Source organism: Thioclava sp. GXIMD2076, from assembly GCF_037949795.1.
GTDB classification, from domain to species: Bacteria; Pseudomonadota; Alphaproteobacteria; order Rhodobacterales; family Rhodobacteraceae; genus Thioclava; species Thioclava kandeliae.
Genome location: NZ_CP149932.1, coordinates 2,073,342 through 2,097,942, shown reverse-complemented (window position 1 = coordinate 2,097,942; position 24,601 = coordinate 2,073,342). Strand labels below are relative to the sequence as shown.

At 62.6% G+C, this 24,601-nt stretch carries 27 protein-coding genes; all 27 read right to left on the bottom strand.

What is annotated here, in order from left to right:
- Positions 1–24: 24 nt before the first annotated feature.
- Positions 25–300, bottom strand: coding sequence for an antibiotic biosynthesis monooxygenase (locus tag WDB91_RS10335; RefSeq protein ID WP_339112481.1), 276 nt, complete (start codon positions 298–300; stop codon positions 25–27).
- Complete coding sequence (locus WDB91_RS10330) at positions 273–914, bottom strand: hypothetical protein (protein WP_339112480.1); 642 nt, start codon at positions 912–914, stop codon at positions 273–275. The genes WDB91_RS10335 and WDB91_RS10330 overlap by 28 nt, the downstream gene beginning before the upstream one ends.
- Before the next feature lie 158 nt (positions 915–1,072).
- Positions 1,073–1,888: a serine O-acetyltransferase gene (cysE, locus tag WDB91_RS10325; protein WP_339112479.1), complete on the bottom strand. Its 816-nt coding sequence runs from the start codon at positions 1,886–1,888 to the stop codon at positions 1,073–1,075.
- 135 nt (positions 1,889–2,023) lie between these two features.
- Positions 2,024–5,929 carry a glycoside hydrolase TIM-barrel-like domain-containing protein gene (locus tag WDB91_RS10320; RefSeq protein WP_339112478.1) on the bottom strand — a complete coding sequence of 1,302 codons (3,906 nt, stop codon included), beginning with the start codon at positions 5,927–5,929 and terminating at the stop codon, positions 2,024–2,026.
- A 3-nt stretch (positions 5,930–5,932) separates the two neighbouring features.
- Positions 5,933–6,373, bottom strand: coding sequence for an NlpC/P60 family protein (locus WDB91_RS10315; RefSeq protein WP_339112477.1), 441 nt, complete (start codon positions 6,371–6,373; stop codon positions 5,933–5,935).
- Positions 6,370–7,260: a DUF2163 domain-containing protein gene (locus WDB91_RS10310; RefSeq protein WP_339112476.1), complete on the bottom strand. Its 891-nt coding sequence runs from the start codon at positions 7,258–7,260 to the stop codon at positions 6,370–6,372. Before WDB91_RS10310 ends, WDB91_RS10315 begins: the two co-directional genes overlap by 4 nt.
- Positions 7,257–7,889: a DUF2460 domain-containing protein gene (locus tag WDB91_RS10305; RefSeq protein ID WP_339112475.1), complete on the bottom strand. Its 633-nt coding sequence runs from the start codon at positions 7,887–7,889 to the stop codon at positions 7,257–7,259. Before WDB91_RS10305 ends, WDB91_RS10310 begins: the two co-directional genes overlap by 4 nt.
- 30 nt (positions 7,890–7,919) lie before the next feature.
- Entirely contained in the window at positions 7,920–8,576 is a 657-nt protein-coding gene (locus tag WDB91_RS10300) for a phage tail tape measure protein (RefSeq protein ID WP_339112474.1), read from the bottom strand.
- On the bottom strand, positions 8,569–8,784 hold the full coding sequence (locus WDB91_RS10295) for a rcc01693 family protein (RefSeq protein WP_339112473.1): 216 nt from the start codon (positions 8,782–8,784) through the stop codon (positions 8,569–8,571). Before WDB91_RS10295 ends, WDB91_RS10300 begins: the two co-directional genes overlap by 8 nt.
- Complete coding sequence (locus tag WDB91_RS10290) at positions 8,781–9,107, bottom strand: gene transfer agent family protein (protein ID WP_339112472.1); 327 nt, start codon at positions 9,105–9,107, stop codon at positions 8,781–8,783. Before WDB91_RS10290 ends, WDB91_RS10295 begins: the two co-directional genes overlap by 4 nt.
- A 1-nt stretch (position 9,108) precedes the next feature.
- A complete protein-coding gene (locus WDB91_RS10285; RefSeq protein WP_339112471.1) occupies positions 9,109–9,531 on the bottom strand; it encodes a phage major tail protein, TP901-1 family in 423 nt (140 codons plus the stop codon).
- Between the two features lie 48 nt (positions 9,532–9,579).
- On the bottom strand, positions 9,580–9,990 hold the full coding sequence (locus WDB91_RS10280) for a DUF3168 domain-containing protein (RefSeq protein ID WP_339112470.1): 411 nt from the start codon (positions 9,988–9,990) through the stop codon (positions 9,580–9,582).
- Positions 9,987–10,319: a head-tail adaptor protein gene (locus WDB91_RS10275; protein ID WP_339112469.1), complete on the bottom strand. Its 333-nt coding sequence runs from the start codon at positions 10,317–10,319 to the stop codon at positions 9,987–9,989. Before WDB91_RS10275 ends, WDB91_RS10280 begins: the two co-directional genes overlap by 4 nt.
- Positions 10,316–10,915, bottom strand: coding sequence for a head-tail connector protein (locus WDB91_RS10270; RefSeq protein WP_339112468.1), 600 nt, complete (start codon positions 10,913–10,915; stop codon positions 10,316–10,318). The genes WDB91_RS10275 and WDB91_RS10270 overlap by 4 nt, the downstream gene beginning before the upstream one ends.
- Before the next feature lie 187 nt (positions 10,916–11,102).
- Positions 11,103–12,302, bottom strand: a complete 1,200-nt coding sequence (locus WDB91_RS10265) for a phage major capsid protein (protein ID WP_339112467.1) — start codon at positions 12,300–12,302, stop codon at positions 11,103–11,105.
- Between the two features lie 40 nt (positions 12,303–12,342).
- Positions 12,343–12,900 carry an HK97 family phage prohead protease gene (locus WDB91_RS10260; RefSeq protein ID WP_339112466.1) on the bottom strand — a complete coding sequence of 186 codons (558 nt, stop codon included), beginning with the start codon at positions 12,898–12,900 and terminating at the stop codon, positions 12,343–12,345.
- Positions 12,901–12,909: 9 nt separating this feature from the next.
- Positions 12,910–13,143 (bottom strand): hypothetical protein, encoded by a 234-nt coding sequence (locus WDB91_RS10255; RefSeq protein WP_339112465.1) that lies wholly within the window; start codon positions 13,141–13,143, stop codon positions 12,910–12,912.
- Positions 13,144–13,146: 3 nt separating this feature from the next.
- Complete coding sequence (locus WDB91_RS10250; RefSeq protein WP_339112464.1) at positions 13,147–14,331, bottom strand: phage portal protein; 1,185 nt, start codon at positions 14,329–14,331, stop codon at positions 13,147–13,149.
- A 78-nt stretch (positions 14,332–14,409) separates the two neighbouring features.
- Positions 14,410–15,768: a terminase family protein gene (locus WDB91_RS10245; RefSeq protein ID WP_339112463.1), complete on the bottom strand. Its 1,359-nt coding sequence runs from the start codon at positions 15,766–15,768 to the stop codon at positions 14,410–14,412.
- Positions 15,707–16,033 (bottom strand): hypothetical protein, encoded by a 327-nt coding sequence (locus WDB91_RS10240; protein WP_339112462.1) that lies wholly within the window; start codon positions 16,031–16,033, stop codon positions 15,707–15,709. The genes WDB91_RS10245 and WDB91_RS10240 overlap by 62 nt, the downstream gene beginning before the upstream one ends.
- A gap of 228 nt (positions 16,034–16,261) precedes the next feature.
- Positions 16,262–17,431: an endolytic transglycosylase MltG gene (gene mltG / locus WDB91_RS10235; RefSeq protein ID WP_339112461.1), complete on the bottom strand. Its 1,170-nt coding sequence runs from the start codon at positions 17,429–17,431 to the stop codon at positions 16,262–16,264.
- Positions 17,431–18,690: a beta-ketoacyl-ACP synthase II gene (gene fabF, locus WDB91_RS10230; RefSeq protein WP_339112460.1), complete on the bottom strand. Its 1,260-nt coding sequence runs from the start codon at positions 18,688–18,690 to the stop codon at positions 17,431–17,433. Before fabF ends, mltG begins: the two co-directional genes overlap by 1 nt.
- Before the next feature lie 154 nt (positions 18,691–18,844).
- The gene (locus WDB91_RS10225; RefSeq protein ID WP_339112459.1) at positions 18,845–20,380 is read right to left on the bottom strand and encodes a GGDEF domain-containing protein; all 1,536 of its coding nucleotides are present in this window, start codon (positions 20,378–20,380) and stop codon (positions 18,845–18,847) included.
- Positions 20,381–20,470: 90 nt separating this feature from the next.
- Positions 20,471–21,880 (bottom strand): diguanylate cyclase, encoded by a 1,410-nt coding sequence (locus WDB91_RS10220; protein WP_339112458.1) that lies wholly within the window; start codon positions 21,878–21,880, stop codon positions 20,471–20,473.
- Between the two features lie 275 nt (positions 21,881–22,155).
- Positions 22,156–22,389, bottom strand: coding sequence for an acyl carrier protein (locus WDB91_RS10215; RefSeq protein WP_066009325.1), 234 nt, complete (start codon positions 22,387–22,389; stop codon positions 22,156–22,158).
- A gap of 227 nt (positions 22,390–22,616) precedes the next feature.
- Complete coding sequence (gene fabG, locus WDB91_RS10210; RefSeq protein WP_339112457.1) at positions 22,617–23,354, bottom strand: 3-oxoacyl-[acyl-carrier-protein] reductase; 738 nt, start codon at positions 23,352–23,354, stop codon at positions 22,617–22,619.
- Between the two features lie 134 nt (positions 23,355–23,488).
- Positions 23,489–24,421 (bottom strand): ACP S-malonyltransferase, encoded by a 933-nt coding sequence (fabD, locus tag WDB91_RS10205; protein WP_339112456.1) that lies wholly within the window; start codon positions 24,419–24,421, stop codon positions 23,489–23,491.
- Positions 24,422–24,601 lie beyond the last annotated feature (180 nt).

Below are 24,601 nucleotides of genomic sequence, written 5' to 3'. Positions count from 1 at the left end.
TGTCCGCCCATCGAATACGCCGGATCAGGTCCGGATGACATCATACTCGCGGGCAATATTCCTGGTCTTTTCGCCCCAGATCGAATGGAGCAACCGTGCTTGATGCGCTTCGAGCGCCTTCTGGTCCATGAAACTCTCGCTCACGCGCCAGATCAGAGGGTCATCGGTTTCCTCGACCTCGAAAAGAAGACAACCGGGTTCTGCCTGTGTCAAAGCCCGATGCTGGGGAAGATAAAGTCTGACGAGCTCGGCCTCGTTATTATTCTTGCAAATCAGATGGCCACTGACATGGACCGGCATAGCGTTTCTCCTGGACGGCTGCTTCTCAATACCAGATGCGGGATAAGGTGGGCCTGTTCCAGAAGCTTGTCATCAAAAGCCGGCGCGACCAAGACGCCTTTCTGTGGTCGTGTCAGGCGCGAGGCATCGGCGAGATTACGATGCACATGGAAGAGATCCGCATGCACGGCCTGAATGGCTTTATAAAAGAGAAAGATCACCTTGCCATCAGGGGCCGTGACCTGCATCCGTATCCCCTGAAAATCGGTCATCACGAGGATCGGCGCCGCTTTCACCAGAAGCGGATCCAGAAATTCGGCCGCCTCACTTCCAGGCATATAGCGCGGGAGCCGGTCGATACTCACACGCCCCTGCACATAGCGCCCATAATAGTCCAGACAGCTCCGCAATTCACTCAGGCAATCGATCAAGCTGCGGTCAGCCTCCGCACGGTTATTGCGCGCCAGCCGCGCGCCATGCGTGAGCGCTTGGGTTATTGCGGCCCCGTCATCGCGCAGCATATGCTGCTCGAGGCTGCCATAAGCTTCTTCCAATGCACGAAGCCCCAACAGCATCCCGGACAGATGCATAGGCTTGCGGTTCAGTTCGACGAGTTTACTCAGATCACCATCCATCACATCCTCCTAGGGTTGCAAAGGTCCTAGGAAAACATGAAGGACAAATGGTTAACGGAAGCTAAAGCACAACCGTGAATTTATAAGCATCGTCATATTTATGGAGGCAATTCGCACAGAATGCTGCTTTAACCGGCACAGAATGCCACAGCTGCACATTACGCGCCGGGCTGTTTGTCCAGAAGATGGTCCATCGAGACCGAGGGCTGGCTGCAGCCCGCATCTCCCACGATGCGCGCCGGCACACCTGCCACGGTCTTGCAGGGCGGAACCTCGTCGAGCACCACCGACCCTGCGGCAATGCGAGAATTGTCCCCGACGCGGATATTGCCGAGCACTTTCGCGCCCGCACCGATCAGGACACCATTGCCGATCTTGGGATGGCGGTCTTCCTCTTCCTTACCGGTCCCGCCCAGCGTGACCGAATGCAGCATCGAGACATTGTCGCCCACGACGGCGGTCTCGCCGATCACGATGGAATGCGCGTGGTCGATCATCACGCCCTGCCCGATCCGCGCCGCCGGATGGATATCCACGCCGAACATCTCGGAGGTGCGCATCTGGACATAATAGGCCATATCCGGACGCCCCTGCGACCAGAGCCAATGCGCGATCCGGTAAGATTGCAATGCCTGATAGCCCTTGAAGAACAGCAGGGGTTGCATCAGCCGGTGGCAGGCCGCATCTCGCTCATAGACGGCCACAAGATCGGCGCGCGCCGCCGCAATCAGATACGGAGCCTGAGCATAGGCCTCATCGGCGATCTCGCGCAGGATCTGCTCGCTCATCTCGTTGGAGGCAAGCTTCAGCGAGAACCGGAAAGACAGCGCCCGCTCGAAGGTCGGATGATGCAAAAGCCCGGCATGGATGAGCGATCCGAGCAGGGGCTCGTTCTGCACCGCAGCCCGTGCTTCGGTGCAGATCCGTTCCCAGACAGGGTCGACAGCGGTGATTCTGGCTTGAAGCTCGGCCATGGGATCTCCTTTGCATAGCGAATGCGCCCGCGCCTCCACCCGCGTGCGTCCGGCATATTACCAGATGGAGGCGCCTCACGCATAAACCAAGTGCAAAACAGAAAAAAGTCCATAACGCCTTTTTCAGCCCCGTTATCAGCCCGCGAGCTGCAAGCGTGCGGCAAGCCCCGCTCCGTAAAGATCACTCAGCTGCGCCACCTCCAGCACCAGCTTCGGTGAGACCGCAAGATCCGCCGCACACTGTGCCTCCGTATAGCTCCAAGTCGCTCCAGCTGTCTCCGCCTCGCGCAGAACAGCGTCATTCTCCCCCAAAATCCTCACCCGATAGCGCTCCTGTGTCTCGCCGAGCGGCACCTCCTGTTCAAGCCACGCATCCCCATTGATCCGCGTCCGCCGGATCCAGCTGGCCATCCAGCCGCCCCCCTGCGCCTCGATACGCAAATGGGCGGGCGCATAGGGGCGCAATCCGTTGCCCCTGAAGCTTTCGATCAGATGCAGATAGCTTGGATCGTCGTAGCTGCGCCGTGCGGAGCCCATACGGTAGTGGCGCGCGATATTACGCTGGCTCTGGGCGAGGGTAATCTGGTCCACCTGCCCGTCCAGCGCCACGACCACCGAGCCTTCCGGCCAGAGATCAGGCATGAGCGCGTCGCTGCCAAGCTGTCCACGCAACCGAAGGCTCAGATCATAGGTGTTCTCGGCAACGAGATTGGCGGTGGCGAACTGGAAAATCTCCCAATTACCGCTGCTGCCATCCCCGATCGCCATCACATTGGCGCCGGCCAGCACCTGCGCCTCGCTCACAGATTGCAACTCTCCCGATACGAGCTTGATCCTGAGGCTCGGTCCGCGATCCCACAGCCCTGCGCGCGCCGATGTCAGACCTCCCAACGTCTGGCCAATGCTCGCACGATTGCTGAGCGTGGAATTAAGTTGGTAATCGGAATCGCTTGATGCGTCATAAACGGCCACCGTTCCGGGCCATGGGCTGGCGGTGACAGCCAGATGGGGAGCGTAGGGCACCTCCTCACCGGTCAGTAATGGCAGATCCATGAACTGGGCGGTCACCGGAACGGGCGCATAGAACCGCGTCACAGAAACGGAGGCTTCGGCGGCATCGGACGGCTCATAAAGCCCCGCCTCGATACGAACTGCTTCCATTGTTGCCGCTCCTGCCAGATCCACACGGTCAATACGGTAACGGGCGCCCTCGATTGCCACGACATCTCCCGCTCCGATCCCCGTCAGGGAGGGCGGCAACGTGAAGCGGATTACATCGCGCGCCATCTGCGCCTCTGCCAGCCAGCGCTCCACAATCGCCACCGCTTGCGGTCGGTGGAGGGCGACATCCACCTCACTCGAACTATTGGTGCCATGGTCCTGGGATAGCGCTGATATCGCCTCGACGACGCGCGCGGTATATTCGCCCTCCGCCTCGACATAACCCAGACGCACGCGCCCCGACATTTCCGCCTCGGCCGCACGGGTCTGCGTTACTGAGCTGTCATCGTCACCAAGCGCCCAATTCGCCTCCTCCAGAACCCGGTCCACCTGCCCGCTGCGCATGACAAACCGCAGCAGCCCGTCGCGTTCGATCGCATCGAACCCGTATGCCAGCATCAGGCTTTGTAGCATTGCGCGCGGTGACTCGCCGGATTGTGCGATATATCCACGCACCGCGCCTCGCAGCCCCGAGACATCAATGGCCGCAAGCCCGCCCGCCTGACAAATCTCGGCCACCACACGCGACAGCGGCTGGGCCGTCGCCCGTCCCGACAGCCAATGCCCGCGACCGTAATTGGCCGCATCGGTCCAAAGATCATCGCGGGCCGGAAACTCGGGCCAGGGCCGCGCATCCCAGCACCAGATATGGGCCTTCGTCATATCGATCATCGGTCCGCCATAGACCGCCGAGACGGGATTGTGCAGCGCAGTCTGCCACCAATCCGTCATCGCCCGCAGATATTGCATCTGGATCAACTCGTCGCGCCGCCCGTTTGAATAATAGGGCAGCATGGATTCCGAACTTTTGGGATCGAGGAACTTGTTGGGCTGGTTCGTGCCCTTATCAATCGCCGCACAGCCAAATTCGGTAAACCAGATCGGTTTCATCTGCGGCAGCCACGCGGTCGGTGCGGTCGCCCGCACTCCATTGATCCGCGCGTAATGGCGGTTCTCCCACCAGCCCCGAAAATCTTTCGCCCGCCAGATCCACGGCTCGCCCTCGCCATCGGTAATCGGTGTGCGGATCTGCAAATCGCGGTGCGTATCGGTGGCATAATACCAGTCGTAATACTCGCCGCCTTCGATATTGCTTTGCAGATAGGCCAGATCATGGATCGCGGGCCATGCCGCATCGGCATGCTCCTCTCCCTCGCGCCAGTCAGACAGTGGCAGATAGTTATCGATCCCCACGAAGTCGATCGCCGCATCGCTCCAGAGCGGATCGAGATGGAAATAGCGGTTGCCCTCATGCGAGCTGTAACCGAAATATTCCGACCAGTCCGCCGCATAGCCGATCTTGCAGGTCGCGCCGAGGATCTCGCGCAATTCTCCTGCCAGAACCCGCAATGCTTCCACCGCCGGAAAGCCATCCTCGCCATCACGGATCTGGGTCAGGGCGCACATCTCGGTGCCCACGCAGAACGCATCCACGCCACCGGCCTTGGCACAAAGATGGGCATAATGCAGGATGAACCGCCGCATCGACCATTCCGCAGGCCCGCTATAGCCGATACCGTCATCCGTCGAAGGAAAGTCATCGGACGCGGCCTGCCCGAAAAATACCGCGACCTCATCGGCCGCCGCTGCGGTCCGGTCGGTCGTCCCCACGAGCCCCGGTGCCAGCTCTGTCGTGATCCGGCCCCGCCAAGGCAAGGCCGGTTGCTCTTCGTCGGGCGCCCAAGGGTTGGGTAGCGCGTTCCCCGCGATCTGCTCCATCAGGATGAAGGGATAGAATGTCACGAATTTTCCCGACGCCCGAAGCGACTGAATGGCCTCGATCACCGACTGGTCGGTCGGCGTTCCGCCATAGAGATCGCCGTCTGTAGTAAAAGCCACTTTGCCCGCGGTCTCCCGCCCGATCCCCGACACCGACCAAGGCATGTTCTTGCCCTCACCGGTCAGTTCGTTCACCCGGGGGCGGATCCCGCAATGTCCCGCGCGCAGATCATCGCCAAACCATGACACCACCAGAGACACCGCCTGACAGGCAGGCAGATCGCCGTTCAGCGCCCCGAGCGCCGTCGAGAAATCGGTCTGGCCACCGGAGGCATTGAGGTTCATCACCTTGCTCGAGCCACCATCCTCGCCCGCAAAGTAAACGGGGGTCGTGGCCAGCGAATATTCCCCCGTTCCGGGGATCAGCGCGACCCCTTCCACGCAGCTCTCGTAGCCCTCGGGCTCGTCCTCGAGATCCGGATCGGCAGCGCGGAACACCTCGAAAGTCAACTGCGGCACACGGTTGCCGAATTGCGCAAGCGCCAGATCCTCGAACACCACATAGGCGATGCCCCGATAGGCCGGCGCCAGCCCCTCGCCCTCGACGGCTTCGATTTTCGGATCGGGCTCCTGATCCTCGGACCCGGGATAGACGCGACAATCGATCCCCGCCATATCGAGGATCTGGCCGTCGGCCCAGATACGGCCCACCCGCAGGATCTGCCCCTCGCAAAGCGCCAGCGCAAGACTGACCGAATAGCTGTAACTTGTGGTCTTCACGCTCGATCCGGTGGCCTTGCCGCTTTTCTGCGTGGAGGCGCTCTCGCGGAAGCGCGTGGCCCAGATCACCTGACCTGCCACCCGCATACCGCCCCAGAGCATCGGCACCGGCGTCCCTTCACCGGCGGAGGACAGCCGGAACTGGCTTACCTTGCCTGTCTCGACGCTCTGCGATCCGGTTCCCAGAAGCCGCTGGTCGATGGCCCGCCCCAGAGTGGCACCAACCGCACGGCCGATCACCGCCCCCGAAAGCCCCAGCACCGTGCCGCCAAAACCGCCGCCAATCGCGGCCCCCGCCGCGCCCAAAAGGATCGTCGCCATGATCTACCTCACATCCGGAAAGTCGAAACGCGCCACCAGCCGGGCGCGCCAGGGCGACGAGAGCGTGTTTTCCACGACCCCGTGCCCGCTATAGGCATGGATGAACCGCAACGGCGCCCGCGCCGAAAGCAGCCCCACATGTTTGGCCACCGCCCGTGGCCTCATGCGAAACAACAGAACCTGTCCCGCGCGAAAGGGCTCGTCCGGTCCAAGGGGCACCAGATGACGCAGCGCCGCCTGCCAAAGTGCCTCGTCGTGACCGGTTTCGGCCCAATCGGCACTATAGGAACCGGGCGCTTCGGGCTCGGATCCATAGAGGCTGCGCCAGATCCCGCGGATGAGCCCCAGACAATCGGCGCCCGCCTGCGAACAGGAACCCTGATGGCGGTAAGGTGTGCCGATCCAGCTGCGCGCAAGCAGGACCACCTCTTCGCGCTCCGTCATTTGAAAAGGCTCCCGCCATCGTAATTGCCTCCTGTAACGGGATAGGACACCAGCCAGTCGTCACCCGGGATATGCGGGAAGCCTCGAAAATTAACGAAATTATTGAATTTCAAACGGCAGGTCTCGGCGCGCCGGTCGCAGCCTGCAGTGATGCGCACGGTATCGCCGCGCGCGACCTCGGCGCGCAGCGATTGCCACAACTCTACCACACGCGATCCATCAGCCGCGAACCTATCGAACTTGACGGCGCCGGAGAGCCCCTGCGCTGCGCCGTCCAAGACGCTCAACACTCCGCGCTCGAACCAGCGATCCTCGAACCCGGCAAGTGACGCCCATGTAAACCTCGTGGCTTCCTCGCAGATCTCGACCGTGGTCTCGACGACATACCCGATCTGGGCGGTATCAAACCGGCACTGGGCATCGCCCAGCACCGCCGCGCAAGCCGGATGGTAGACACGCCCGATCTGGTTGTTCAACCGGTCCGACAGCCCTCGCAGTTCAGCCTGAAACGCGCCCTCGCTTCGCGTCAGTTCGCCCAGATGGCCACGAAAGATCAGCGCGTTCTCGGCAGGCTCGGCCCAGTTGACGAGCCAGCTGCGTAGCTCGGCCCCGTCAAACCGGCCCGCGCGGATATCGGCCTCGGCGATCGCATCGGAGCGCAGCGCCGCAACGACATCGAAGTTATCGACCGAAAGCCCCGAGGTTTGCGCAAGTGCACTGGCCTCCATCCCCGTCTCGGGCTGAAAGGTGAGACCGCCAAATGTCAGTGGCCGGTCATGGTCGGTAAAGCCCAGCTCCACCCCGTCACGGCGGGTCAGCGCCCATGCGCGCGCGATGGTGGTGGCCTTGGTCTCCAGATGGGACTGGAACGCGGTGGAATAGCTCATAGCCGCACCTCCACCACCGGCACCTGCGGCACCTCGCCCGCCTGGAAAGACTGCACCGAGACCTGGATACGGTCGGTGTCGAACCGGACCGGCACATCGAACTCGAACCCCGCCGTCACCCGCGCGCCCTTGGCAGGCGGTTGGGCAAACGTGACCACGCCAGTTGCACTATCCACCGACCAGTCGATACTTTCGGATTGATAGCCGCCCTGCACGCCCACCATAACAGTCCCGCCGACAGGTTTGGTGATCGGGCGGGAATAAGTGATCTCGCCCGAGCGATAGGTCTTGGCCAGCGGGAATGTCGTGGTCGCGCCATCGCCCAGACCGATCAGCTGATCCTCGTAGCTCAGCGCGCGGCTTGCAGGCGCCGACCGGTAATCCGCCCAATCCTTCCAGCGGAACCCGTGCAACTGTCCCGCGCGTGCCTCGAAAAATGCGAGCAACGCCTCGACATCATCAAGCGAGCGCAGCCCGACGCCCGCATCATAATGGCGCCGAGAATGCGCCCAAGGTGAATTGCGCTCCTCATAGCCGCTGGCAAGGGTAACGATCTCGGTGCGACGCTCCGGCCCGCCGACCGAGCCAAAGCTCAGACTGGCGGGAAAGCGGATCTCGTGAAAGGCCATGCTATCCTCCGTAAACTGCCTCGAAACGGCTCACATCGTTCTCGATCCGCGCGAGAGCGCGCGGCTCATCTGTGCGGCCATCTGCGCACGCGAGCGGCTGAAGCCCGACACGTCGGGAGTGGTCACATTCATCGTGACATTCACCGCCCGCCCGCCCTGCGCCTGTACGCCAAGCCGGCCATCGGCCCCGCGGGTCAGCGGCATGATCGCCTCCGGCCCCGCCTCGCCCATCAGCCCCAAGCCGCCCCGCATGGCAAACCCCGTCGTCTCGGACACAACCCCGCCCTTGGCGAAAGCCCGCACCTTGCCCGAGGAAAACGCCCCGCCATTGGCAAAGGGCATCAGCCCGCCCGCCAGATTGGCCACGCCGCTCGCCAGAGTGCTGCCCAGCGTGTCGCTCACCGGTTTGACGGCCGCCGAATAGACCGCATCCGACATGCTCTCCGCGACCGAGCGCAACGCGCTCGACAGGCTCGCGCCATCAAGGATCACATCCTCGAAAGCGCTACTGATGCTCGTGGAGAATTTCCGCGACAGCGTCCCCATCTCGCGGGTCGTCAGGCCCATACTCTCGCGCAGTCCGGTCAGCTCGCTCGTAAAGACGCCAGTCAGGCTGCCGACATTGCCCAGCACCGTCTCGAGCGTCTCGGCGCTCTCGCTCAGCGCATCGAAATCCGTCTCATCCATTGGTCTCTCCTTTATCCGGCCTGTGGTCGGGGAAGGCGCGTGCCAGCTCCTCGAGCCGCGACCGCGTCAACGGGCGCATGCTCGGCACATCCCCCAGCATCAAAGCCAGTTCTGCCGGCGTCAGGGCCCAGAACTCCTGCGGGCGCAAACCGAGCCCCTTGATCCCTGCCCGCATCAGCCCCGGCCAATCCAGCTGCCTGTCTGTCATGCGCTTTGGTCTTCGGGGCTGCCGAAGGCACGCGCAAGTAGCCGCGCGGCCAGCTGGGCGGCTTCCACCGGCCCCGACCCGATCTCGACCGCACGCAGATCCTCGGCACGGCCCCGCCAGCCGCCGCCGCGCAATCCCGCCACCACAAGCGCCAGCACATCGCGGCTCGAGAAGCGGCCCGCCTCGAACCGCGTCACCAGATCGAGCATCGTCTCGGCGCCCATCTGCGCCTCGAGTTCCGCCAATACCCCAAGCGTCAGCTTGGCCACATGCGGCACTCCGTCGAGCGTGATCTCGACCTCACCGGCCCAAGGATTTGCCATGTCATTCATCGCTCAGCTCGACAAAGCTCAACGCCCCCGCCGAGGCCATCGCCATCTCGTAGGTCGCCTCGCCATCATGCGCACCGGCATATTCGATCGACGAGATCAGGAACGGCCCCTGCACGATCCCGAAACTCGGGATAATCACCTGAAATTCGGGAATCTCGCCGTCGAAGAAAATCTGCCGCGCCCGCGCATCGGTATCGGCATCGCGGAACACGCCCGACCCCGAAATCGCAGCCGAGCGCACGCCCGCTCCGCCCAAGAGTTCACGCCAGCGCCCCTCGCTTTCAAGCGATGTCACATCGACCGTTTCCGCGTTGAAGCTGATCCGCGTGGCGCGCAGGCCCGCGATGGTCTGGAACTGCCCGTCTCCGCTGAGATCGAGTTTCACCAGAAGGTCTTTCCCGTTCTGAACTGCCATTTTTCACTCCTAGAAATGTATGAAGGGCCCTGCAAAGAGCCGATGAGGTCACTCGGATGCCAGATGGGCGCGGAAGGTCAGATCGATCCGGCGGGTGGCATTGGTGCCGACGCGCCGCGCCTTGGCCTTGCGGAACCACAGCCCCGAAACACGCCCTGTCTCCAGTGTCAGGCCGGTGCCGGTCAGACAGGCTGTCACCGCCTCCGCCAGACGCTTCGCGGCCTGAAATCCTGCCGCATCGGTCACGACCGAAACGATGAAATCATGGCGCGCAATGGCCCCGCTCCGATCCGAGATATCGAGCACATCCTCCGGGCCGAGGCTCACATAGGTGCCCTCTGCCACGCCCACAGGCTGTGCATCATAGATCACGCCACCGCTCAGCTGCGCCACCAGCTCATCGGTCGCCAGCGCCTGATAAAGGGCCATCTGCAACGAGGACGCCATAAGATAGCTCATGTCACGACCTCCTCGCGGCTGAAGCAGCGCAGATAGCCCGGCTGGTCATCCGCAACCGCCAGAATACGGAACACTCTGGCCCCCAACCGGAAGCGCTGATTGGCCACCGGCCTGCGCGGCGAGGTTGGGAGGGCCGAACGCACCGTAATGCTGACCGAAACGGCGGCGATCACGCGCAACTGGTCGGCCCGTTCGGTGCCCGTGCCGAAATCGAGCGCGGCCCAGATCTCGCCCAGCTCGACCCATGTCTCGATCAGACCACCCGCACCATCGGGCACGCTCCGGGGCTCTTCCAGCACCAGACAGGTAGACAGGTTCGGCACGCTCATGACCTGCGCCCCTTCCCGCCAAAGAGGCGCACCACGCGCCATGGCTCGATCAAGCTGCTGATACCAAAGGGCAAGGCTCCGCTCTGCTCGCTCTCGTGGCGATGCTCGAAATAATGCGCCGCAAGCAGCATCACCGCCTGACGCAGATCGGGCGGCACCTCGGCCCATGACACGCCGAAGCCCGCCTCGACGGTGATCTCGATCATCCCGCCATGCTCGACCTGCGGAAACGCCGCCCCCAGCGCCAGAAGCACCGGACGCACGCCATCGGGCATCAGCCGGTAGGACGCTTCCTCCAGCACCGTCAGCCCGTCATCCACCCCGCGCAAGGCCACCTGCGTGACCGAGGAAAGCGGTGCCAAAGGCAAAGGCTGCGCCTCGGGATTGGCCCAATGGCGCAGATGGAACAGGAAAGCGCGCGACAACAAAGCCTTGGAGATCCGCTGCTCGATCAATGCGATCGCCGCGCGCAAATAGGCCTCGAGCGCCACATCCTCGGCACCTACATCGGAAAACCCGCGCCCCAGCCGCAGATGATCGCGCAACTCCGTAATGGGAAGCCGGTCGCTGGCGACCGGCGCAACTTCAGTCAACATCAAAGCACCTCCGGAAATCTGGTGGATGACGCCCGCATCCGCGCGGGCGCCATCTCGGACAGACGCCGCATTCCACCATCCGCTCGGACGGAGGGAGCAGCTAGGCGGACGGCAGAACACCGCGCCTGCCCTTACCCGGACCGAAATCCGGATCGGGAAAGCGCCGCCTCAGCGCCGCCTATGCGCCTCAGGAAACCGCAAATTTCAGAAGCTTGATGGCCGCGAAATCGCTGACATCGCCGCCCACACGCTTGGAGGCGTAGAACAGCACATGCGGTTTGGCCGAGAAGGGATCACGCAGCACGCGCAGATCGGGGCGCTCGGCGATGGTATAGCCCTGATTGAAATCCCCGAAGGCAATCGCATAGGCATCCGCCGCGATATCGGGCATATCCTCGGCGATCAGCACCGGATAGCCCATCAGACGCGCAGGCTCGCCCGCCGCCAGACCGTCGGACCACAGGAAGCGCCCATCGGCATCCTTCATCTTGCGCACAGCGCCTGCGGTCTTCGAATTCATCACGAAGCTGCCATTGGCGCGGTATTCCGCCTCGAGCGCATAGACCAGATCGACCACCGCATCCGCCGCAGCCGTTGCCGAGAAATCGCCCACCACGCCGGTCGCAATATAGCCAAGGCTCCCCCAGGCCCAGTCGTCATTGGCGATCGCCGGATGCGCAAGGAAACCCTTGGGCTTGTCCGCCCCGTCGCCATTCACGAAGGCCGCAGCCTCCGCGCGGGCGAACCGGTCAGCGATCCGGCCCGCAAGCCAGCCCTCGATATCGAACGCCGCATCGTCGAGCAGGCGCTGGCTGGCCTTGGGCATGGCCGAGAGCTCGTAGAGCGGGATCGAGATCCGGTCGATCTGCGGCGTGGTCGTCTCGGTAAGGTTCGCGGTCTCCGACGCCCAGCCCGAGCCCATCTCACCATGATCGACCAGCACGTCGAAACTCGTGGCCTCGACCTGCACCACATTGGCGATCATCCGGATCGAGGCGGTCGAGCGCAGGATCGAGCGGATGGTCTCGCTTGTCTGCGGATCAACCAAATAGCCGCCCTCGGCCGCCACAGCGGTGTTCAGGCCCTTGGTCTCGATGACCAGACCGCGCAGCCCGTCATCATCACCCGAGCGCAGATAGGCATCAAACGCCTTCTGATGGGGGGCGGTCTCTTGCGCTGCATGTGACAGGGCCGGACGGAGAGTGGTGGATTTCGTTTGCAACATGGTCAGACGCTCTTCCTGTTTTTGAATGCGTGAAGTCATTTCGTTCTGGAAGCCCTTTGCTTCCTTGACGAATTCGTTAAGGGCCGAGTGCACCTCGGCCACGATCGGGGCCCCGTCGGACATGGCTGTCCGCTCCCCAAAGACGTTTTTGTCGGGGGTCATTGTCTCTCCTCAATTTTTCACGAAGATCGAAAGCGCGGGGTCAGTGTCCCGCCAGTTGCGACGCGGCCGCACGCAGCGCCCGTGCCAGATGTGAAAGCTCCGCCCCGAGGGGCATGGCCTTGGCGGCGACCCGCGCCTCCTTCAACATCGGGAAGGTCACCAGCGACACTTCCCAAAGATCGAGTTCTGTGAGTATGCGCTGGCCCTGCGCATCACGATGCGCGCGCACCACGCGATAGCCGATGGACAGCCCGTCCATCGCCCCCGCCTCCAGAAGCGCGCGCGCCTCACGCGCACGAGCCACATCCTCCAGAAGATAGCCGCGCACAAAGAGGCCCGTGCCATCCTCGAAGATCTCTTCCCAGACACCGATCGGCTGGGTCTGGTCATGCTGCCAGAGCATTGCCACACGGCGCCCCTCCTGCGCGAGCCGCGCAAGACAATCGGTATAGGCGCCGGGGCTGACGACATCGCCGCCCTGATCGGGCAGGCCGTAGAGGCTGGCATAGCCCTCGATCCGACCCTCGCTTATCCGTAGCCGCGCGGGCGCCTCGCCCATCAGCGATTTGAACTCCAACCCCATGATCCTTTGCTCCATCCGGCCCTCCTATTGCGGCACCATATCCAGAAGCCCGTAGACCGCCTGCGACAGCACCACGGCGACCACGCCATAGACCGCCATCCACAGCCGCCGCTCGAGCCCCTCGATCATTGCTTCGATGCGCTGCAACCGGCGTTCGACCTGATCGAATTGCAGCTCCATGATCTTCTCCGTCGCGTTGAACCGTTCCTCATGCAGATCGAACGGCTCCTTCAGATAGCGCGAGCCTCCTGTCGGCATGGCTTACTCCTCCGGCATCGGCGGCAGGCCCAACAGAACCCGTTTCTCGCTATCGGTCAGGAAGGTCGCCTCACCCACACGCGTCCATTGCGCGTCGCGCTCCGAAGCCAGCGCCGGCACCTGATCGAGATCGGGGCGCAGCTCGATCCGTGCGCCCAGAAACCCCGAGAGCCACCATGCCAGAGCCGCCGTCACCCGCGTGGCCAGAGGCAGCACGGTCAGCCGGAAGAAGGCCCGATTGGCCTCGGCATAATTGGCATAGGTCGCATCCCCCGGAATGCCCAGAAGCATTGGCGGCACCCCGAAGGCCACGGCAATCTCGCGTGCGGCAGCGATCTTGGTCTCGTGGAACTCCATATCCGAGGGGGAGAACCCCATCGGCTTCCAGTCGAGCCCACCCTCCAGAAGCATCGGACGCCCCGCATTGCGCGCGCCCTGATGATGCGTCTCCAGCTCAAATGTCAGCCGGTCATACTGATCGGGGCTCAGCACCCCCTGACCATCCGCGCCCTTGTAGATGATCGCCCCCGAGGGCCGCGCGGCATTGTCCAGAAGCGCCTTCGACCAGTGGCTCGCGCTATTATGGACATCCACCGCCACCGCCGCCGCCTGCATCGGCGAGAGCCCGTAATGGTCATCCTGCGGATGGAAGGTGCGGATATGGCAGATCGGATCGGGATGGCCCGTGAGATCGAACCGGTGCTTGCGACCGCCGACCGTATAATCATAAGCCACAGGCCAGCCATCCGCCCCCGGCACCACGCTCATCCGGTCGGCGCGCAGCACATGCAGCTCCATCGGCACATCAATGCCCTCACCCACCGCCTCGACATAGGTATCACCCGTCAGCAGCATCTGCCCGAAGAGCGCTTCGAGAAACTCGGCCTGTCCCTGTGCCCCGTTCGGGCGGCGCAGCAGATCGATCACCGGATGGGTCTCGTAGCGGCGCTCCCTGTCCTGACAGATCAGCGGCAGGGCGCTTGCTGCCTCGGCAATCAGTTTCACACAGCGAAACCCGATGGGATTTCCGACAAAACCCTGCCGCGTCATCGATGTGCTGTCGCGCGGGCTCCAGACCACCCGTCCCGCCGATCCCGACAGGGAGACAGGGCGCCCGCGCACCGCCTTCGTCTCGGGCGCGGCACCTTGTGCGGATGTCGCGGTTTTCCGAAAGATATTCAGCCCCATGCAGATCTCCTCATGTCCTTCTCCACCCGCAATCGCGGGCCAAAAGCAAAGGGGCCGGAACCCCGACCCCTTCTCGCATCACAACCGTCTCACCTGTGGCCTGCGCCAATGCGCGGCAGGTTCGATCATCACCTCCGTCAGCGCCCAGACCAGCGCATCCAGCCGGTCAGGCGAGCCCTTGGCCTGATAGCCCTGCACCGTCATCTGGCACATCTGGTCCTCGAGCTTGCCGAGCGTCGCCGAACGCGCATGATAGACACGGCCCTGCTCATACAAAGCCGCGACCGGCTCCGCCCGCAGCCCCTTGCCGCGGCCTGCCCGCAATGCACGAAACGGGACCATCGGATCGACCTGCCGCAAAACACCCTCGATCAGATCGCCGCCCTGATTGACCTCCGCCACGAGCCGCTCGGCCCCGAACCGCTCCATTGCGGCAATCGCGGCCTTCGCCCAGTCGGTGGGCTTGCCGCCAATACTCAGATCGGCCAGCACATAGGCACGCCAGTCCTGCGGCGGACCGCGGGTGACAGCGCCCGCAACGATGATCCCGCATTCATCCGATCCAGCCCCACCCGTCACCGCCGGATCGAGCGCGACCACGATCCGGTCGAGATCAGGCACCTTGTCCACCCGTAACGCCTCGAGCATCCTCGTCGACCAGAGCGCCCCTTCCATGTCCTCCAGCAAAACACCCTCCAGCTCCTGACGCCCGAGCCGCGTGCCGGCATAGCGCGCCTGCACCTCGGCCAGAAAGCTCTCGGCCAAATAGGCGCGATTGGCCTCGGTCGGCGCATGGGTCACCACGGTCGAGGGGTTCTTCATGATCGCCCGCAACACCGCTACATCGCGCGGCGTCGTGGTAACCACCTGCTGCGGATGCCGCCCCAGACGCAGGGAGAATTGCAGCATGTCCCATGTCTCCTCGGCGCGCTTCCACTTGGCCAGTTCATCCACCCAGGCCGCATCGAATTGCGGCCCCCGCAGCGCCTCCGGATCATGCGCCGAAAAGGCCATCGCCACCGCACCATTGGGCCAGACCAGCCTGCGCCGCGAGGCCTCCCATGTCGGGCGCCGGTCGGGCGGCGAGCAGGCGATGATGCCGCTATCGCCCAGCACCATCACATCGCGCACCTGATCATAGGTCTCCCCCACCAATGCCACCCGCGAGGCTTTGCCCGCATCGAGCGGCGTCGAGGATTCAACCTGCGAGCGCACCCATTCGGCACCGGCGCGGGTTTTCCCCGCACCGCGCCCCCCCATGATCACCCAGCTCTTCCAGTCGCCCATCGGTGGCAACTGGTGTGGCAGGGCCCAGAACTCGAACAACCACGGCAGGGCCAGAAGAGAATTCTCATCCAGCCCGTCCAGAAACGCATCAACGTCCCGCGGCGTCGCGGAGGCAAGCCAAGCGGCGCCCGATCTCAGTTCTGGCTGCATCAAAGTCGAGGTGCTGTCCTTCGACGACCCCGGCAGCCTCTCTGCGGAGTTTCTCAACGCGATTCCTTTCCTCAAGCAAAAGTTGCAACGCCGCGCGCAGATCGCGCACGGCGGCCCGTGCTGTCTTGGCCTCGGCAAGCTCCCCCTGCCGCAACCCCTCCATCGCTACGGCCAGCTCCTCGGCCACATCGCGATACATCGCTCCGGCCATCTCCAGCGCCTCGACCGAAGATGCCCCTTCCAAATCAACGGAAGTCACTTTCATTCCTGTAATCCGCCTCTCATGTGGTGACTCCGCACGAGCAAAATGAAAAAGACGCCAAACGGGTCATCCCGCGGCGTCTTGCCCACTTCTCCTAGCATGCCATAAGTGATGCCATGCAACGCCCTGACTGTCAAAGGAAATCGCGCTCAGGTTGCACGAACCCTACGCACGTTGCGCAAAGAAAAACCGGGCACAAGGCCCGGTTTTCTCAATTTCTCTTGGGTGGATTTAGTTACCGCCCGCATCCTTCGCCTGTTGCGCCTCGATCTCGCGCCACTTGGCAACATTGGCGTTATGCTCTTCCAGAGTGGTTGCAAATGCATGCCCACCGGAGCCATCGGCCACGAAATAGAGGTAATCGGTGGAATCAGGGTTCAGCGCGGCCTCGATGGCAGCCTTACCCGGATTTGCGATCGGTGTCGGCGGCAGCCCTTCGATGACATAGGTGTTGTAGGGATTGTTCGCACGCAGCTCGGACTGACGAAGCCCACGGCCCAGCGAGCCCTTGCCATCGGTCACCCCGTAGATCACCGTCGGGTCCGTCTGCAGGCGCATGCCTTTTTCCAGCCGGTTGACGAAGACACTTGCAACTTCCGGACGCTCGGAAGCCACACCGGTCTCCTTCTCGACGATGGAGGCCATGGTCAGCGCCTCTTCCGGCGTTTTATAGGGAAGTCCCTCGGCACGGTTGGCCCATGCCTCGTTGAGGATCGCCGTTTGCGCATCCTGCATCTGGCCGATCAGCGTCTCCCGGGTCTCGCCCTTGCTCACCACATAGCTCTGCGGTGCAAGGCTGCCTTCGGCCGGGATATCCTTCACATCGCCCGACAGGAAATCATAGGATTTCAGTGCCTGCACGATATGCCAGCTGGTAGCGCCTTCGGCGAGGATTACCCGGTGGTTGGTGATGTTCTTCTCTTCGACCAGCTCCTTGAACCCGTCGGGCTCGGGATCGGCCACGGGATCGTATTTGGCCAGTTCCTCATACATGCCGGTCGCCGGATCCAGCTCGCGCAGCGCCAGCGTTTGTGCATTCACGCCCACACGGTAAACCAGTTCAGAGCCGCAGGTCGACGGACCACCACGGGTGATCTGGTCCACAATCTGTTCCATCGTCGCGCCCGGCTCGATCAGATAGGAACCGAATTTCAGCTTGCCGCCCTTTTCTGTATAATCCGCGCCGGTCCGGAAGATATAGCCGGAGGAGATCGCGCCCTTTGACTTCAGATCGGCCGAGACCTTGACGAAGCTGTCGCCCTGATCGACCCGCAGACACATCGCCTGTGTCAGCGGACCGGTCACCGTATATTCCCGCTTGGCCCATGCCACCATCCCCGCGACAAGCACGAGGATGACGATCATGGCAGTCAGGAAATTGGACGTGATGTTACGCCACATCAGTCCACCACCCTGCGCAGCACGAGGCTGGCATTTGTGCCGCCGAAGCCGAAGCTATTGGACAGCGCCACGTTGATCTCGCGCTTGACCGGCGCGTTGGGCGCGAGATCGAGCGGTGTCTCGACCGCCGGATTATCGAGGTTCAACGTCGGCGGCGCGATCTGGTCGCGGATCGCGAGGATACAGAAGATCGCTTCCACCGAACCGGCCGCGCCAAGAAGGTGACCGATCGAGGATTTGGTCGAGGACATGGTGGCTTTAGAAGCCGCATCGCCCATCAGACGCTCCACCGCTTTCAGCTCGATCGTATCGGCCATGGTCGAAGTTCCATGCGCGTTGATATAATCGATCTCTGAAGCCTCGATACCTGCGCGTTTCAGCGCCATGCTCATCGAACGGAAGCCACCATCGCCATCCTCGGAGGGCGCGGTGATGTGGTAGGCATCGCCCGACAGACCATAGCCGATCACTTCGGCATAGATCTTCGCACCGCGCGCCTTGGCATGTTCGTATTCTTCCAGAACCACGACACCGGCCCCCTCGCCCATCACGAACCCGTCGCGATCGGCATCATAGGGGCGCGAGGCCTTGGTCGGATCCTCGGCCTTGGTCGAGAGCGCCTTGCAGGCGTTGAAGCCCGCGATCCCGATCTCGCAGATCGGGCTTTCGGCACCACCGGCCACCATCACATCCGCATCGCCCCACTGGATCAGACGTGCGGCATCGCCGATGGCATGTGCACCGGTCGAGCAGGCGGTCACGACCGCGTGGTTCGGCCCCTTGAAACCGTGCTTGATCGAGACCTGACCGGAGACGAGGTTGATCAGCGCCGAGGGAATGAAGAAGGGCGAGACACGCTTGGGGCCGCGCTCCTTGATCAGGATGGCCGTATCGGCAATCGCCTTCAGACCGCCGATACCTGCGCCGATCATTACACCGGTGCGCTCGCGCTCCTCGTCTGTCTCGGGCGCCCAGCCGGAATCCTTGACCGCCTGATCAGCCGCTGCCATCCCGTAAAGGATGAACTCGTCGACCTTGCGGGCCTCTTTCGGCGCCATCCAGTCATCGGGGTTGAACGTGCCGTTGGTGCCATCACCGCGCGGGATCTCGCAGGCATATTTCGTTACGACGTCCGAGGCATCAAAGCGCGTAATCGGGCCGGCGCCCGATTGGCCCTCCAGCAAACGCGACCAAGTTTCCTCGACACCGCAAGCCAGCGGAGAAACCATTCCAAGACCTGTGACGACGACCCGACGCATATGCCATACCTCTTGTGGCTAATTAACCTTCGGGCATCACATACACGCGCATTCCCTCGCGCGCAATTCAAAGCAACAGCCAAATACAGGCTTTCCCGACGCAAAGACGGCAGTTTTACGCCAGATCACGCGCAGAGCGTCGCTGGAATGCAGCCTACTCGCCAGGCTTCGCACTGGCCAGACGGACCTGTGAAAGATCGGAGAACTCGGGCAGCTGCCACTGGTCGAGCGTGCTCTTGCCCTGCTCGGGCATTGGCGCGCCATCTTCCGCTCCGCTTCCCGGGCTTGGGGTCACCGGCGTCCATCCCGCAACCGGTGCGTCCTCCACGGTGCGCCAGACGGCATTTGTCCCGTCAGGACCCGGGGCAACGCATGCCTGATCGCCCCCACGGATACGGGCGACCTCCAACGCGGCGAGTGCACGTTCATAGAGCTGTTTGGAGGTCTCTGAAAAATGCCAGCGCGCAACCCCCGCCGAGGCAGTCAACGGACCGTCTTCCGTCTGGTGTCCCAACATCCGGACCGCCTTGCATAGCCGTCGGGCAATCACGGCAACCTCGGCTGCCCGTAACCCCGGCAAGAAAATCAGGAATTCGTCAGCATGCGCCCGCCCGATAAAATCGTCATCGCGCATCAAAGGCAGTATCGCCTGCGCCACATCGCGCAAGACCTTGTCGCCATGTTCGAATCCCGACAGGGCATTCACACGGTCGAACCCGTCAAGATCGAGCACCACGATACTGAGCGCGGCACGGGTCTCGCGCGCCTCATCGGCCATTTCCGAAAATCTCTGGCGCAAGGCGCCACGATTGTAGAGCCCCGTGACCTCGTCGGTCACGATATCCCAGAGCCTCTGCTCCTCCAGCTCGCGTCTGCGCCGCTCGATCGCGGAAGACCGGTGCATTCCCACGATCTGGATCAGCACATTCAACGCCACCGTATGCGCGATGACCACCGCAACAATCTGCCGATAGGGGCCATATCCCATGAAATATACCAGCCCGAGCCCCACGAAGACCGGTGCGATCACGCCAAGCGCCAGATCGACGCGGAACATATCCATCAGAAATAACGAGGCCACGAGTCCCGTTGTCGCGCGGCGGCACAAAAGCCCCAGAATAAGCCCGCCCGCCATCAATGCCGTGGCAAGCGACATATAGCCATACAGCCCGTCATCGCCGAAAATATAGCCGATTAGGGCAGGAAACAAGATCACCGGCGCGGTAAAGGTCGCGAATTGACCGAGGCTGGGGCGCTCCCCCTCGAGCCCGATCCGCGCAAGCGACAGGATCAAGAAGACCATAGCCGAGTTATAGCCGGTTTTCACATTATGCTGGGATAGTTCGTAGACCGACGACAACTGTGGCACAAACCGCCCCGCCGCCAGCAGAAGGCAGAGCCCTGCCAGCAAACGGGCAACATGACCCGTCCAGCGCCCCTCCAATGGCAGCAACAGCGAGACCGACAGGAGAATCGCCATGATCGAAGTCATGGGATGCGTGCCTTTGACCAACGGAATAGCGGAGAAAATGCCCGATTGCGGGAGCCAATGCCCGAAGAGGGGGACCATCGCCAGCAGCAACACCGCCAATGCCGGAAAGATCGAGACCACGAAAAACCAGTCCGCCATGGAGGTCCGCTCCGAATTGATCGAACGGCTCGACGCGCGTGTCTGCTCGTCAGAAAGCATGATCCCCTCCATGACATATCGCAGCTCCGCCGCGGCACCCAGAAGGAAAGCCTGTTTAGTCTAACGCTACGTTAAACGCAGATCGGAAATTCACTTAAAAGTTGCACGAGCCAGCTGCAACATCGCCACATTACGCTCGGCATCAGAGGCCGGCACATCAGTGACCTCCATCGTATCGAGCGGGTCATAGCTGATCGGTGCGATCCCCACACGGTTACGCCCCTGCGCCTTGGCCTGATACAGCGCGGCATCGGCACGGGCATAGCACTGGTCGAAACTCTCGTCCGCCATCCATTGCGCGACGCCGATGGAGGTCGTCAGATACTGCCAGCGCCCGTTGCGCATGCGCACCTGAAGGGCCGCAATCGCCTGCCGGAACTGCTCGGCGCGCAACTCGGCCTGCACCAGATCGGTATTGCGCAAGATGACCGCAAATTCCTCGCCCCCCAGCCGCGCGGCGGTATCCTCGCGCTCCAGACAGTCCGAGATCACATGCGCCACCCGCACCAAAGCCTGGTCGCCGATCTCATGCCCGCCCATATCATTGATCTTTTTGAAGTAATCTAGATCGAAAATCAGCATGCAGAAGAATTCGTGATCCGTTTGGGCGCGCTGCACCGCCCGCTCGAACCGGCGGCGCAACATCACACGGTTGAAAAGCCCCGTCAGGCTGTCGCGCAACGCCTGACGCGCAAGGCTGCGCTCGACACGGCGACGGCTAATATCGCTGCGCTCGGAATAGACCGCGTTCAGCACGATCACGACCATATTGAACGCAATCATATTGGAGACGATCAGCCCGCCATAGATCTGCACCACCGGCACATTCACCGCCCCGACCGTCAGCATTCCCACAAGTGCAGGCCCCGCGACCCCGAGACAGAGCTGCAGCCGCGCCACACCGCTGGCGCGATGGGATGCCAGAAAGATCCGCACCGCCCCGCGATGGGGTTGATAGAGCAGCACCGACAGCGTCAGCATCAGTCCCGCCAACAGGAATTGCGGATCGGCCAGACCGAGAAACGCCTCCGAGCGGTCGAGATTGCCGGAAACCGCGCTCAGCAGGAAGGCGATCCCAACCAGCACCAACAACTGTCCCGAGATGTAATAGCGCATCGCCTGTAACACCAGCGAGGCCGCAAGCAGGACAAACAGGATCTCGCCGCTCAGGAATAACTGCAACGGCACCCAGCCCACCGTCTCGAAGCTAACCGCCATATCCCTGAGGCTGAGTGCAACCGTTGCGCAGACCGCAAGAATGACCGCCCCACCGATCCCGGTCTGGATCCGGCGTCCTGCAGCATTCCGCGGCAGGAACGTCATCAGCGAGATCAGAAGACCGATGATGGAGAAAAATGCGCGCGGCGTCAGCGGCGCCATCATAACGGACGGAATGACCGGCATCGGCATGATCTCGGCCACGAGCACCACAACAGACACGAGCGCCGCGATGACAGCCGCCCCCCGTCTGATCCAATGTGCCGCTCGGATAGTCGTCATTGCCTTGGTCCCGACTCCACTAGTGATCCCAACTTCCAAATTGGCCTTAAACATACAAGCGGGATCGGTCTAATACATAATCACAAAAGCTTCTGTCTGCGGGGGAAAGCCCCCGCGACCCATCACAATCTCTAATTGGTTCTGGCAGATTCTCGCAAGCTTCCAGATTTCCGCTACGGCAATCTTCCGCCTGCCGCAAGCAGAACATAGATGCAAAAATAAAAACGGCGCCCTTCTTGCAAAGAGCGCCGTCTATATAAGCTATCGCCGAAGGATTAGGAGGCTTCGGTGATGAATTTGACCGCGTCGCCGAAGGTCTGGATGGTTTCGGCTGCGTCATCGGGGATCTCGATGCCGAACTCTTCTTCGAAAGCCATCACGAGCTCGACGGTGTCAAGCGAGTCTGCGCCCAGATCGTCGATGAAGGAAGCATTCTCGGTGACCTTGTCTTCTTCGACACCCAGGTGCTCAACGACGATTTTCTTAACGCGATCTGCGATATCGCTCATAACTGTTTCTCCAGTTTCGTGGGCTGCGCCCATCTGAATTGCTCAAAAGAGCGGCTTCAAGACTCCGTCCGCCTCATGACCAAACGAAGCGGCCGATCGCATTCCTGCCACCGACCCGACTGCACGCTGAATAGCCAGTGTGAAAGCCTATGGCAAGCGGTTAAACGCACCCGCCCAAAATCGGCCGGAAATTCGCCCCGAGTTCAACAAAACAAGGGGCAAACCGGTCAGATCATGGCCATGCCACCGTTGACATGCAGCGTAGCGCCCGTGACGTAACCGGCCTCCGGTGCCGCCAGATACAGCACGGCTGCCGCGATTTCCTCGGGGCTGCCCATACGGGCTGCGGGAATCTGTGCGAGGATCTTGGCCTTCTGCTCGTCATTGAGTTTGTCGGTCATCGCGGTCTGGATGAAGCCCGGTGCCACACAGTTCACGGTGATCCCGCGCGAGGCAACCTCGTAGGCCAGCGATTTCGACGCGCCCACAAGCCCCGCCTTGGCCGCCGCATAATTCACCTGCCCCGGATTGCCGGTGGCCCCCACGATGGAGGTGATGTTGATGATCCGGCCCCAGCGTGCCTTCATCATCCCCCGCATGGAACCGCGCATCAGGCGCATGGCCGAGGTCAGGTTCACGTCCAGAACCGAATTCCACTCGTCATCCGACATGCGCATGAAGAGATTGTCACGGGTGATGCCCGCGTTATTGACCAGAATATCGAGCGAGCCCATCGCCTCGACCGCCGCCTTCGGCAGCGCCTCGACAGAGGCCGCATCACCCAGATTCGCAGGGCAGACAAACGCGCCCTCGCCCAGCTCCTCGGCCAGCTCTTTCAGCGGCGCCTCGCGTGTGCCAGACAGCGCGACTTTCGCGCCCGCCTTATGCAGCGCGCGGGCGATCTCGCCACCGATGCCACCCGATGCGCCGGTCACCAGCGCCGACTTGCCCGTCAGATCGAACATGCCTCTTCCTTCCTCTCGATGCCCGCGCAAGCGGGTCGTGTTACAGTGCGAAAGCGGCTCCACGGCCCCTTCCAGCGTCTCTAAATATCCCGGGGTGAATGGAGCCCCGAAGGGCTCCAGAGGGGCAGCGCCCCTTACGCCTCTTTCAACTTGGCGATATCGGCAGGGGTGCCGAAGGCCTGCGTGTCCATGCCCTTGACGATCCGTTTGACCATCCCCGACAGCGCCTTGCCCGCACCGATCTCCCAGAAGCTGTCCACGCCCTGCGCGGCCATCCACTCGACACTCTCGCGCCAGCGGACAGAGCCCGTCACCTGCTCGACAAGAAGCGCGCGGATCAATTCGGGATCGGTCACGGCCTCGGCGCGCACATTGGCCACCAGCGGCACTTTGGGCGCGCGGATCGCAACGCTTGCCAGAGCCTCGGCCATCGCATCGGCGGCAGGCTGCATCAGCGCACAGTGGAACGGTGCGGAGACCGGCAGCAACAGCGCGCGCTTGGCACCCTTGACCTTGGCGATCTCGCAGGCACGTTCCACGGCGGCCTTCGCCCCCGACACCACGACCTGGCTCGGATCGTTATCATTGGCCGCCTGACAGACCTCGCCTTGCGCGGCCTCCTCGGCCACGGCCTGAACTGCGGCCAGATCCAGCCCCAGAATGGCGGCCATCGCGCCTTGCCCCACCGGCACGGCCGATTGCATTGCCGCACCACGCTTGCGCAAGAGCACGGCCGCATCGGCCACCGACAGGCTGCCCGCCGCACACAGGGCCGAATATTCGCCAAGGCTGTGGCCTGCCACAAAAGCGGCATCCGTAACCGCAACGCCTTCCGCCTCGAGCGCGCGCAGAGCGGCAATCGAGGTCGCCATCAGCGCGGGTTGCGCATTGGCGGTCAGGGTCAGGGTCTCGATATCGCCCTCCCAGATCAGGGCCGAGAGGTTCTCGCCCAGAGCCGCATCGACCTCGTCGAAGACGGCCCGGGCGTCAGGATAGGCCTCGGCCAGATCCCGCCCCATACCAATGGTCTGCGCGCCCTGGCCCGGAAATACGAATGCTTTGCTCATGCGTCCTTGTCCTTTTCAGACTATCCTTTGCTGGCCCTCCCTTAACGCGGCTTTGCCTTTCAGGCAAGCAACTGGCGTATTTCGGGGCCTTGCACAGGCGCTGTGCGCAGATCCCGCTGGTCCGGCGACGATTTCCCCGTATCAAGGGAACTGACAGGTGACACCCAGCCGGAGAAACAG

Bases quoted from the DNA above. Each gene is read 5' to 3' on its own strand.
- WDB91_RS10335 (WP_339112481.1), bottom strand. From the start codon at position 300: ATGCCGGTCCATGTCAGTGGCCATCTGATTTGCAAGAATAATAACGAG.
- WDB91_RS10330 (WP_339112480.1), bottom strand. From the start codon at position 914: ATGGATGGTGATCTGAGTAAACTCGTCGAACTGAACCGCAAGCCTATG.
- cysE (WP_339112479.1), bottom strand. From the start codon at position 1,888: ATGGCCGAGCTTCAAGCCAGAATCACCGCTGTCGACCCTGTCTGGGAA.
- WDB91_RS10320 (WP_339112478.1), bottom strand. From the start codon at position 5,929: ATGGCGACGATCCTTTTGGGCGCGGCGGGGGCCGCGATTGGCGGCGGT.
- WDB91_RS10315 (WP_339112477.1), bottom strand. From the start codon at position 6,373: ATGACGGAGCGCGAAGAGGTGGTCCTGCTTGCGCGCAGCTGGATCGGC.
- WDB91_RS10310 (WP_339112476.1), bottom strand. From the start codon at position 7,260: ATGAGCTATTCCACCGCGTTCCAGTCCCATCTGGAGACCAAGGCCACC.
- WDB91_RS10305 (WP_339112475.1), bottom strand. From the start codon at position 7,889: ATGGCCTTTCACGAGATCCGCTTTCCCGCCAGTCTGAGCTTTGGCTCG.
- WDB91_RS10300 (WP_339112474.1), bottom strand. From the start codon at position 8,576: ATGGATGAGACGGATTTCGATGCGCTGAGCGAGAGCGCCGAGACGCTC.
- WDB91_RS10295 (WP_339112473.1), bottom strand. From the start codon at position 8,784: ATGACAGACAGGCAGCTGGATTGGCCGGGGCTGATGCGGGCAGGGATC.
- WDB91_RS10290 (WP_339112472.1), bottom strand. From the start codon at position 9,107: ATGGCAAATCCTTGGGCCGGTGAGGTCGAGATCACGCTCGACGGAGTG.
- WDB91_RS10285 (WP_339112471.1), bottom strand. From the start codon at position 9,531: ATGGCAGTTCAGAACGGGAAAGACCTTCTGGTGAAACTCGATCTCAGC.
- WDB91_RS10280 (WP_339112470.1), bottom strand. From the start codon at position 9,990: ATGAGCTATCTTATGGCGTCCTCGTTGCAGATGGCCCTTTATCAGGCG.
- WDB91_RS10275 (WP_339112469.1), bottom strand. From the start codon at position 10,319: ATGAGCGTGCCGAACCTGTCTACCTGTCTGGTGCTGGAAGAGCCCCGG.
- WDB91_RS10270 (WP_339112468.1), bottom strand. From the start codon at position 10,915: ATGTTGACTGAAGTTGCGCCGGTCGCCAGCGACCGGCTTCCCATTACG.
- WDB91_RS10265 (WP_339112467.1), bottom strand. From the start codon at position 12,302: ATGACCCCCGACAAAAACGTCTTTGGGGAGCGGACAGCCATGTCCGAC.
- WDB91_RS10260 (WP_339112466.1), bottom strand. From the start codon at position 12,900: ATGGAGCAAAGGATCATGGGGTTGGAGTTCAAATCGCTGATGGGCGAG.
- WDB91_RS10255 (WP_339112465.1), bottom strand. From the start codon at position 13,143: ATGCCGACAGGAGGCTCGCGCTATCTGAAGGAGCCGTTCGATCTGCAT.
- WDB91_RS10250 (WP_339112464.1), bottom strand. From the start codon at position 14,331: ATGGGGCTGAATATCTTTCGGAAAACCGCGACATCCGCACAAGGTGCC.
- WDB91_RS10245 (WP_339112463.1), bottom strand. From the start codon at position 15,768: ATGCAGCCAGAACTGAGATCGGGCGCCGCTTGGCTTGCCTCCGCGACG.
- WDB91_RS10240 (WP_339112462.1), bottom strand. From the start codon at position 16,033: ATGAAAGTGACTTCCGTTGATTTGGAAGGGGCATCTTCGGTCGAGGCG.
- mltG (WP_339112461.1), bottom strand. From the start codon at position 17,431: ATGTGGCGTAACATCACGTCCAATTTCCTGACTGCCATGATCGTCATC.
- fabF (WP_339112460.1), bottom strand. From the start codon at position 18,690: ATGCGTCGGGTCGTCGTCACAGGTCTTGGAATGGTTTCTCCGCTGGCT.
- WDB91_RS10225 (WP_339112459.1), bottom strand. From the start codon at position 20,380: ATGCTTTCTGACGAGCAGACACGCGCGTCGAGCCGTTCGATCAATTCG.
- WDB91_RS10220 (WP_339112458.1), bottom strand. From the start codon at position 21,880: ATGACGACTATCCGAGCGGCACATTGGATCAGACGGGGGGCGGCTGTC.
- WDB91_RS10215 (WP_066009325.1), bottom strand. From the start codon at position 22,389: ATGAGCGATATCGCAGATCGCGTTAAGAAAATCGTCGTTGAGCACCTG.
- fabG (WP_339112457.1), bottom strand. From the start codon at position 23,354: ATGTTCGATCTGACGGGCAAGTCGGCGCTGGTGACCGGCGCATCGGGT.
- fabD (WP_339112456.1), bottom strand. From the start codon at position 24,421: ATGAGCAAAGCATTCGTATTTCCGGGCCAGGGCGCGCAGACCATTGGT.